General features: G+C 52.6%; 10 protein-coding genes and 1 pseudogene. 3 read left to right on the top strand and 8 right to left on the bottom strand.

All coding sequences use genetic code 11. The features are described from left to right. The 3 genes from GS12_RS21265 to GS12_RS21255 all read right to left on the bottom strand — a co-directional run. A partial coding sequence (locus GS12_RS21265) for a Y-family DNA polymerase (protein WP_034950594.1) occupies positions 1-645 on the bottom strand: 645 nt, incomplete at its 3' end. Between the two features lie 2 nt (positions 646-647). Next, positions 648-1,025: a peptidase gene (locus GS12_RS21260; protein WP_017802617.1), complete on the bottom strand. Its 378-nt coding sequence runs from the start codon at positions 1,023-1,025 to the stop codon at positions 648-650. A 196-nt stretch (positions 1,026-1,221) separates the two neighbouring features. Beyond that, on the bottom strand, positions 1,222-1,752 hold the full coding sequence (locus GS12_RS21255) for a phospholipase D family nuclease (RefSeq protein ID WP_017802616.1): 531 nt from the start codon (positions 1,750-1,752) through the stop codon (positions 1,222-1,224). Between the two features lie 160 nt (positions 1,753-1,912). Here GS12_RS21255 and GS12_RS24690 point away from each other — a divergent pair, with 160 nt between their 5' ends. Continuing rightward, positions 1,913-2,314, top strand: coding sequence for a hypothetical protein (locus tag GS12_RS24690; RefSeq protein WP_034950593.1), 402 nt, complete (start codon positions 1,913-1,915; stop codon positions 2,312-2,314). Positions 2,315-2,668: 354 nt separating this feature from the next. Here GS12_RS24690 and GS12_RS21245 read toward each other — a convergent pair whose 3' ends face one another. From GS12_RS21245 to GS12_RS21230, 4 genes are all read right to left on the bottom strand, one after another. Further along, positions 2,669-2,983 carry a contact-dependent growth inhibition system immunity protein gene (locus GS12_RS21245; protein WP_017802614.1) on the bottom strand — a complete coding sequence of 105 codons (315 nt, stop codon included), beginning with the start codon at positions 2,981-2,983 and terminating at the stop codon, positions 2,669-2,671. Beyond that, a complete protein-coding gene (locus GS12_RS21240; protein ID WP_017802613.1) occupies positions 2,983-3,816 on the bottom strand; it encodes an RNase A-like domain-containing protein in 834 nt (277 codons plus the stop codon). Before GS12_RS21240 ends, GS12_RS21245 begins: the two co-directional genes overlap by 1 nt. A gap of 330 nt (positions 3,817-4,146) precedes the next feature. Further along, the gene (locus GS12_RS21235; RefSeq protein WP_026111902.1) at positions 4,147-4,749 is read right to left on the bottom strand and encodes a DUF2913 family protein; all 603 of its coding nucleotides are present in this window, start codon (positions 4,747-4,749) and stop codon (positions 4,147-4,149) included. A 72-nt stretch (positions 4,750-4,821) separates the two neighbouring features. Further along, positions 4,822-5,082 (bottom strand): DUF2767 family protein, encoded by a 261-nt coding sequence (locus GS12_RS21230; protein WP_017802610.1) that lies wholly within the window; start codon positions 5,080-5,082, stop codon positions 4,822-4,824. Positions 5,083-5,502: 420 nt separating this feature from the next. Between GS12_RS21230 and GS12_RS21225 the strand changes: the two genes are divergently transcribed. Beyond that, positions 5,503-6,933: a DNA cytosine methyltransferase gene (locus GS12_RS21225; RefSeq protein WP_017802609.1), complete on the top strand. Its 1,431-nt coding sequence runs from the start codon at positions 5,503-5,505 to the stop codon at positions 6,931-6,933. 33 nt (positions 6,934-6,966) lie between these two features. Here the strand turns inward: GS12_RS21225 and GS12_RS21220 are convergent, their stop codons facing one another. Next, positions 6,967-8,166: a type II restriction endonuclease gene (locus GS12_RS21220; RefSeq protein ID WP_017802608.1), complete on the bottom strand. Its 1,200-nt coding sequence runs from the start codon at positions 8,164-8,166 to the stop codon at positions 6,967-6,969. A gap of 193 nt (positions 8,167-8,359) precedes the next feature. Here GS12_RS21220 and GS12_RS21215 point away from each other — a divergent pair. Beyond that, a pseudogene (locus GS12_RS21215) lies at positions 8,360-8,860 on the top strand (IS110 family RNA-guided transposase); the annotation flags it as partial. Positions 8,861-8,916: the final 56 nt, after the last annotated feature.

Raw genomic sequence — 8,916 nt, 5'->3', positions numbered from 1 at the left:
CTTTCGTATCATGCTGACGTTGCTGTCCGCCAGCTGCAGAGCCGTAGTGATTCCCAGCTGATTAAGCCGCAGCCTGATGCGCCGGCCGATGCCCCAGATATCACTGACATCGGTCAGATGCAGGAGTCTGCGCTGACGGCTCCGGTCAGACAGGTCCACGACGCCCCGTGTCTGGGTCCACTTTTTGGCCGCATGGTTGGCCAGTTTGGCCAGCGTTTTGGTCGGCCCGAACCCCACACCGATAATCAGTCCTGTCTCCCGCCGTATGCGCTCGCGCATCTGCTGTCCGAACGTTTCAAGCGGGATGAGGCTGCCAATTCCGGTGACATCCAGGAAAGATTCATCAATGGAATAGACTTCCTGTCCCGCAGCCATCTCGCCCAGGATGTCCATCATGCGTGCAGACAGGTCGCCATAAAGCTCGTAATTAGAGCTGAACACCTGAACGCCGTTTTGCCTGAAAAAACGCTCGTTCTGAAACAGCGGAGCCGCCATTTTAATCCCTAAGCGTTTAGCCTCCACCGATCGTGCGATTACACAGTCATCATTGTTCGACACGACAACAATGGGCTTACCGCGCAAATCCGGCCTGAATACAGTTTCACAGGATGCATAAAAATTATTGGCATCGGCCAGCGCAAACATGATTACTCTCTCACCGGTCCGTTGAATCCCAGCCCGGCCACATCGGTGAGTGCGTATGCAACCACACCCCATACGGGAAGTCCCTGACTCACATCCAGCAGGGTAATGGTTTCATCTGAATCCGGCGCCTGCAGGGCGGGAACAGGATCGAGCAGCAGGCGCCGCAGCGTCAGCTCCCCGTCGAACTCGGCCACGATGAGCTGGCCATGCGCCGGTACCAGTGCACGATCGATGGCCAGCACAGACTCTTTCACGATGCCGGCATCAGGAAAGCTGCTGTCGCTGCGCATCAGATAGGTTGAATAAGGTGAAAGATGAGCGAGGTCACCCAGACTCAGGCGTGCTTCTGTGTAGTTATGGGCCGGACTCTGGAAAGCCATTCAAATATTCCTTTCTGACCAGTTTTCAGCTTTTCGAAATAAACCTGTATTTCCGTAATGTCTGTGATGAAGGATGAATTCATTACTCATGATGTCAGTATACGTCGATGCCACAATTACGCCATATCAGTTACATCCGCGCATACTCAGAATTCATACTAGTGTCTGGTAGAAGAAATAAGATTACGATAAAGACTTAATTAGTTTCTGTTTCAGAGCACGTTACAGGCGAAGATTCATTCCACAGACGGTTAAATTCCGTCTGGTACTGTCGCGCGGTTTCCGGCTCGCCTGTAATAACCAGTGCGTTTTCAGCATTTCTTTTATCGGCCGATGACGTGTAGTTAAGTGACCCGGCTTCAACCGCGCTTCCGTCAGTGACAATAAATTTATTGTGCATGATGCTGTACATGCCTTTGACGCGCACCTGCACACCCGCGCAGGCCAGCGCGCTGACGAGTGACCACCGGTCCCGGCTTTTCTTTTCATCGGCAACCAGCCGTACCGTCACGCCCCGCGCCACGGAAGCAGCCAGCGCCTGCGCCACGGGCTGGCTGGTGAAGTCATAGGCCGCCACGTCCACGCTCTGGCGCGCGCTGCCGGCGAACTGCAGTATCAGGTTCAGCGCCGTGCCGCCGGGAGAGAATCCTGCCGTCACCGTAGCGAACGAACAGGGTATAAATACAATCGCGCATAACGCGATTACTCTGGCTTTATATTTATTCATAGATGGTCGCCTGCCGGGAAAATGAGTAAATATTCTATCACGCCGCGCGTTTCATTAATTAAATAACGCCCTGTTACTGTCGAAACAAAATATAACAAATACGGATTAAGTCATTATTAATCCCTGCCGATAATATAATTCACACAGGGAAGGGGAAACCATGAACGAATTTCACGAAATAAACATGCTCACATCACGCGGTGATTTTAACGGGGCACTTTCACTCATCTGTAAATGGAGTGAGAGCATTGCCCGTAAAATCATGAAAAAGGCCGGCTACAGTGTGACCCCGCATGCTGGACGCGCGTTCTGGTCATGGGTACAAGCCACGCTGACGGATTCAGCCCGGCAGCGCCGCTGTGGCTACCGGGTACGGGCTGAGCGCAGGGCCCCCGTCCGATACTGTCGCCAGCAGGCGCTGGAGAACTATGATGCGTACGCGCAGATGATGGCCTCAGACGTCGCGCCGCAGGCTGAGGCTGCCCCGCACAGAGAGGTAGCGCCCCTCGATGCTGGTGTCCTGAAAAAAGTGTCGCTGTCTGCGGCCGCACAGAAGGCCTGATACACCTTTGCCGGCACGCGCCGTTACGGTACTCCAGTTCAAGCACGCCGGTAGTCGCATCGTATCCCGCGCTGCTGAAAAGCGCAGACGTCACTTCATGTCTGTTCATGGCGTTATTCCTGGCAGGTCCCTGATGAATGAAATCGTTGCTCGTAAAAGTGCGGATCGCACGTACACAATGCCTGTGCAGGGTAAAATACAATGGTTTGTATCTGGCTGTTCACTGGCGGCTCGTCCGCTGCATGTCCGTTATTCTGAGCCACTCCGGGCATTCACTGTAGCCTGTAAAAAGGGAACCCGGAGGAACAGGGACCTGGCAACGCTGACTGCTTCGCGGGGATCGACGGCCAGATGTCAGCGTTCACGGTTTTTAAGCGCGGCAGACACCCGCGCCTGTACCCGCGCCAGAAACGCCTGCGCCGTGGTGTCCCAGTTCGCCGGCACAAATTCCCCTTTGTAATGCGTCCGGAAATCCAGCTCGGTATCGTCGCACCCGTCCAGAAACAGTTCAATGTCTGCCAGCAGGGCATGAAGATTTGCATCAGGCATATCATGAATGTAGGCCTGAATTTTAGGTTCTATCTCATGTCCGGATTCGGCCATAACGTAATCCTGACCGAAATATACGCCGATAAAATTATCCAGTTCGCTGATGCTGATACGGTACACTATACCTCCGGAAACGCAGTCAGAACAAAATAAGGTTTTCCGTTAAACGACCTGAAATCAATCACCACGCGGACGGCATAACAGGTAACGGTCTCCTGATTTCCTTTGCGTACCATAATCCCCGTGGGGTGCGCAAACCGCCGGCTCAGGCGCATGCGGGCCCGCATGCCAGGCGGAACGTTCTTCACCCACATCATTATCTGATTTTTATTATCAGCCAGCACCCGGCTGATAACTGACTCAGCATCACTCAGTGATTTAAAGCTGCTGGATTCTTCAAGCCTGGGCTCTCTGACAAGCCTTTCGCGTAACTCATGCGGCGACTTTCCGATGTGCCGTTCAATGGTGTGGCCACCGGGCGCGCGTCCTGAAAGCGACTCATGCTCAGCAATTCTGAAACGGCCGCGGCGTACCGCAATGACCCGCTCTGCACCGGCCGCCAGCGCAAACGCCATCGGAATGGCAATGTCTACCGTCAGACCCACCTTCATGGCGGTCTGGCGGTCAGCGCCGAGTGATTCAGCGAGCGCCACGGCGGAATTAAAGGTATCGGTATTGACCTGCCTGCCGGTCCAGACCTGCCGGAGACTGGCCTGAATGGTATCAAGTCCGTGCGTTCCGACAAAGACGCAGCCGGCTTTGGTCAGCATGGTGGGCTCTGGCACCACGCACAGGGCGCCTGCACCGAACATTTCCACCACGCCACCCGCCAGCCCCAGCCCGCCGGATATACGGTTACTGGCTGATTCACCTTCACTGACGCTGCGATCAGAGAGTACAGCAGCCAGCTGCACCGGCGAAAGCGCTATCCTCAGTCCCTGTTCTTCTTCCACAGGTTCCTCCTTTTCAGAACCGGCACATCATCCACTAAATTTATAACCGGGACTGCTGCCGGTTGTAAACCGGTGAATCTGCTCCGCTAATCATCAGGTAAAGCATCAAACAGAAAAGCTCAGGCAGTCGATTTAAGGGCCATTGATAACCGGTGTAATACCGGCACGGGTTTTCAGAGCGGCTCCGCGCTTTCCACATCCGGAAGAATTTCCAGCTTATGAATAACGATTTGCATAACGTCAGTCATGCCCGGCGATAGCATCGTTCCTGAAGCTTAAAGTTACGGCAACCACTGTATCTTGCAATAGTTCCTCATCGCAGACTCGGCCTTACGCTGTAATAAACCCTTCGGCCAGGAGGGTATGCAGCTGCGCGTCCTGAGCGTCGGCGGCTTCGCGGCGCCAGCCCGATCGCTGCAGCAGCACATCGAGCCCCGCGAGGTCACCGGTAATGCGCGCAGGCAGGGGAATACGCTGCTGACCCAGTTCATCAAAGCCGGTGTCCAGCGCGTTACGGTTAAGGTAGATGCCTGATACGGACGGGCTGAGACGCAATTTCCGTCGGCCACTCCATTCGCCTTCTGCCAGCACCATGTAAATCCAGCAGGTCATCTTCACCGCGTGCAGAACGTGTTGCAGCCGGAACAAATCGTTCTGCGCCTTCAGGTTGCCGTTGCTGGCGGACCACAGGTAATCGAGCTTGCCGGGCAGGTCAGCACGCAGGCCTTTCTGGCGCCCCTCTTTCAGCAGCCAGCTTATGTCGCTGGCCAGCTCCCGGCCAAAACGACGCTGCTTCTCGGCAGTAGCCAGCCAGCGGGTCAGAAAGAGGTTGTCCTGTGCGGGCGAGGTAGCGAGCCCGTCGAGACGGGCGGTATGCAGCGCAATCAGCCCGCACCAGGCAAGATGACTGACGTTCAGATTTTCTTTATCCATAAGATATTCCATGATGCCTGACCACAGCATAGGGTGATCCTGATAACCGGTATTTTATGACATCAGCATCTCTCAGAGAACCCCGCCATCGCCGTCGCGGTGTAACTCCACTATTTCCTGGTCAGGATAGGTTTCAAGCGTATCGATCGCGTTCAGCATGACCGTTTTCATACCTGGTGACCATTCATCCGTTTTCGCCAGTTCTTCACGAATGAATGCGGCAATGCGCAGCCGTGTGGTTTCAAGACCGTCGTCGGCCAGCGCGAGGACCACTGCGCCGATCATGGTATAAACCTTCTCCAGTTCCCCGTACTGCTGTTCAGTAACCTGCATAGCACTTACCTCTCAGACGTAGCCGGACGGGTGAGCAGTGTGCAGCCTGTCCAGTGAATGCCGCGTCAGCGGCATGAAGGCGTCAGAATTTGTTAAGGGGTCTGACGCTCAGTGGAATGAACGCTCATGTTAGGCGAGAAATATCGATTAACGGAAAACGGTGTCCGTTAAATACTATTTAGCGATTAAAAATACACCATTTTGAGTGTTTTTTTCTTTTCCATCTCAATGTATTGATTTATATGACAAAGTGTCCCTGACGGTGCAAAACCGTTCCGCTGAGCGTCAATCCCCTATTGTAAAGCGCACCGGAAGCAGTCTCGCGCTGATAATTGATACTGTTTAAATATCCAGATAAAAAAATTCCCTCTGGGTCAAATGAGTGATACATTTTCACCCATAAGACCCCATGGAGGCATTATGTCCGAATTTGAATTACTGGCGCAGGATCTTCTTGAGAAAGCATCCGTGGAAGAAGAACTGAGGCAGGAGAATGATAAAAAGCTGATCGAGCAGGTACTGGAAATTTATGATCAGAAGTATGTAGCCGAGTTGCTCAGAAAAGTCGGCAAAAACGAGTGGAGCCGCGAAACGCTTAACCGATGGATCAATGGTAAGTGTCAACCTAAATCACTGACATCTGCTGAAGAAGCGCTTCTTCGTAAAATGCTGCCTGAGCCGCCACCTCATCACCCGAATTATGCATTCCGGTTCATTGACCTTTTCGCCGGTATTGGCGGAATACGAAAAGGCTTTGAAGCCATCGGGGGCCAGTGCGTTTTTACCAGTGAATGGAATAAAGAGGCTGTTCGCACGTATAAAGCCAACTGGTTCAATGACGAGCAGGCACATACGTTCAATCTTGATATCCGGGAAGTCACCCTTAGTGACAATACTGAAGTGTCAGAGACCGATGCCTATGCTCATATTAATGCGCATGTGCCGGATCATGATGTCCTTCTGGCAGGTTTCCCCTGCCAGCCGTTCAGCCTCGCGGGCGTGAGCAAAAAGAATTCGCTGGGTCGTGCGCATGGTTTTGAATGCGAGGCGCAGGGCACGCTGTTCTTTGACGTGGCGCGTATTATCCGGGCCAAAAAACCGGCCATTTTCGTGCTGGAAAACGTTAAAAACCTGAAAAGCCATGATAAGGGAAAAACCTTTAAAGTCATCATGGAGACGCTTGACGAGCTGGGCTATGAAGTCTCGGATGCTTCCGATATCGGCAAAAGTGACCCTAAGGTCATCGACGGAAAGCACTTCCTGCCTCAGCACCGTGAACGTATCGTTCTGGTTGGTTTCCGCCGCGATCTTAACATTCACAAAGGCTTTTCCCTGCGCGACGTCAGCCGGTTATATCCCGAACTACGGCCGTCATTTGGCGAACTGCTGGAGCCTGTTGTGGACAGCAAATATATACTGACGCCGAAGCTCTGGGAGTATCTCTACAACTACGCTAAAAAGCATGCGGCTAAGGGTAACGGTTTTGGTTTTGGCCTTGTTAACCCTGAAAATAAAGACAGCGTTGCCCGCACGCTCTCTGCCCGCTATCACAAAGACGGATCTGAAATACTGATAGACCGTGGCTGGGATATGGTTACCGGAGAAGCAGAATTTGCGGACGAAAAAAATCAGGCCCACCGGCCGCGCCGCCTGACCCCGCGTGAGTGCGCACGCCTCATGGGCTTTGAGAAGCCAGCTGGCAAACCTTTCCGTATTCCTGTTTCTGACACACAGTCATACCGGCAGTTTGGTAACTCCGTTGTGGTGCCCGTGTTCGAAGCTGTAGCTAAGCTGCTGGAACCCTACATCCTGAAAGCCGTTTCTGCCGGTAATAAAGCGGAAAAAGTCTGAGTAAACCTGCCGGCATTGTCTGCCGGCAGTTATCTATGGCAATTCTGCATAAAGTCCTGTCAGCTCAGCAATAAACGCTCCCAGCGTCATTAATTCTGCTCTCACCGCTTCCGGATATTTTTTGTGTAGCGACGAAGGCACGACCAGTCTGACCCCTTCCTCCTGCATTTCCCTGTACTGCGCCTGTGAAACACCTTCCTGCAGCGTAAACAGGTGCATCCGGGGGATTCTGTTGGCTTCATTCAGTATCTGGCGCCAGCGGTCTTTACAGGTGGTTTTAACCGCCAGCATGCGCAGGTTTTCGCTGGGAAACTCTGCGTCGTGATAAGCCTGAGCCGAAGGAAACAGGAAGTCGGGTTTTTTATTCCCTTCTGTGACGGCCTGTGTGGCGAAATGTCGCAGGCCGTGCTCAATGAAAAGATGTTCCAGATGCAGTTCCAGTGACTTCCCGGCTCTTGATTTTCGGCGGTTACTGACAGAATTGGCCAGCGCAATGAATTCATCAACTGAGCCAAATCCTTCCCGGATGATGTCCAGAACATGCAGTTCCTCGACCAGGAGAAAGATGTCGTACTCGATGCGCCGACGGTCAATTAGTTGCTCATCCGGGTCGCGGGAGTTTTTCACGTAATGGCCTGCGGCATAACGAATAATTTCATTACCGGACGGAAAGCGCTGATGCCACTCTTCGGGAATCACGTATTTATGATTCACGGGTGCCTGCTGAAGAGACAGTCCTCCCAGAATCTGCCCGGCTATAAGGGTGCCAGGAACAATCTCGCCGATTGCCGCCTCAATTACGTCCTCTTCATTTGTGCTGGCACACACCCAGATGTCTACAGACGGGCTATCCCGTTTCTGTTCATCGATTCTGAAGGCAAGAATCGTCAGGGCGCCTGTGTTTTCAGGGTCCTGAAGTGGACTGCCTCTTCCCCAGCGCGTGATCCTTTTTTCATTCCGGGTTTTACCGAAATGGCGGTTGTTATAATAAATTGCTCGGGCCTGGCTGTCCGGGCAGTCGTGTGAGGAGACATGCGCGGTCAGAAGGACCGAAGGATTTAGCACACCGGTGTGATTGATTGTCGGAAACAGCTTTTCAACGATAGCTGAAGGGATATAAAGCCCAACCTGATGACCTCCCGTTGCGCCGGTGTCGTTGGCGGAAAGACGTTTGATGTAGAGGAAGTAATTGCCGCCAGCGATCTCAAGTAGCCAGTTATGAAAACCCGACATAACATCCCTCCTTTGACCTAGAATTCGAACCGTCATTTTTCCATATTGAGATAGTGGCAGCCAGATAAGATGTCTTTTGCGCATCGATAACACGCAAAAAAAACCTAAATTAATATTAAAAATAGCAATCACATTCTGATGCTGGCTTAGGTGGCCTTAGTCACTTCTCTACCAATCGTCAGATACGGGGTTTGAGGTTCAGCAATGTGTTGATGATTTGATGGTACACGTTGATCGCATTGAAGCTAACATCACTGAATATGACCGAATTTTATCCCGCATAGCCAAAACAGATCATCGCAGTCAGCGGCTGATGGAGCTAAAGGGCGTTGGTCCCACAACGGCCTGTGCACTGGTGGCCAGTATCGGTAATGCACATGATTTTAAAAATGGACGTCAACTGGCAGCCTGGCTGGGGCTGACGCCATCACAATACAGCAGCAGCGGAAAGTCGAAACTCGGCAGGATCACAAAAGCCGGTGATTCGTATCTGCGAACGCTTCTGGTTCAGGGGGCTCGTTCAGTGCTTATTGGCGCAGGGAAAAGGACTGACTCATTCAGCCGTTGGGTTTGTATGTTGGTTGAGCGCAGAGGGTACTGGCGGGCTGTTGTGGCCATCGCCGCCAAAAACGCGCGGCTATGTTGGGCATCACTACATTACGGTGATGATTTCCGGCTGTACTCAGCCAACTAAAGCTCGAAGCAGTATAACCATCTGACCTGCAATTCGTTGATGATAAAGGGTTAGAC

Source organism: Erwinia oleae (assembly GCF_000770305.1).
GTDB lineage: Bacteria > Pseudomonadota > Gammaproteobacteria > Enterobacterales > Enterobacteriaceae > Erwinia > Erwinia oleae.
This window is presented reverse-complemented; position numbering and strand designations above follow the sequence as displayed.

Bases quoted from the DNA above. Each gene is read 5' to 3' on its own strand.
- GS12_RS21260 (WP_017802617.1), bottom strand. From the start codon at position 1,025: ATGGCTTTCCAGAGTCCGGCCCATAACTACACAGAAGCACGCCTGAGT.
- GS12_RS21235 (WP_026111902.1), bottom strand. From the start codon at position 4,749: ATGGATAAAGAAAATCTGAACGTCAGTCATCTTGCCTGGTGCGGGCTG.
- GS12_RS21255 (WP_017802616.1), bottom strand. From the start codon at position 1,752: ATGAATAAATATAAAGCCAGAGTAATCGCGTTATGCGCGATTGTATTT.
- GS12_RS24690 (WP_034950593.1), top strand. From the start codon at position 1,913: ATGAACGAATTTCACGAAATAAACATGCTCACATCACGCGGTGATTTT.
- GS12_RS21225 (WP_017802609.1), top strand. From the start codon at position 5,503: ATGTCCGAATTTGAATTACTGGCGCAGGATCTTCTTGAGAAAGCATCC.
- GS12_RS21220 (WP_017802608.1), bottom strand. From the start codon at position 8,166: ATGTCGGGTTTTCATAACTGGCTACTTGAGATCGCTGGCGGCAATTAC.
- GS12_RS21230 (WP_017802610.1), bottom strand. From the start codon at position 5,082: ATGCAGGTTACTGAACAGCAGTACGGGGAACTGGAGAAGGTTTATACC.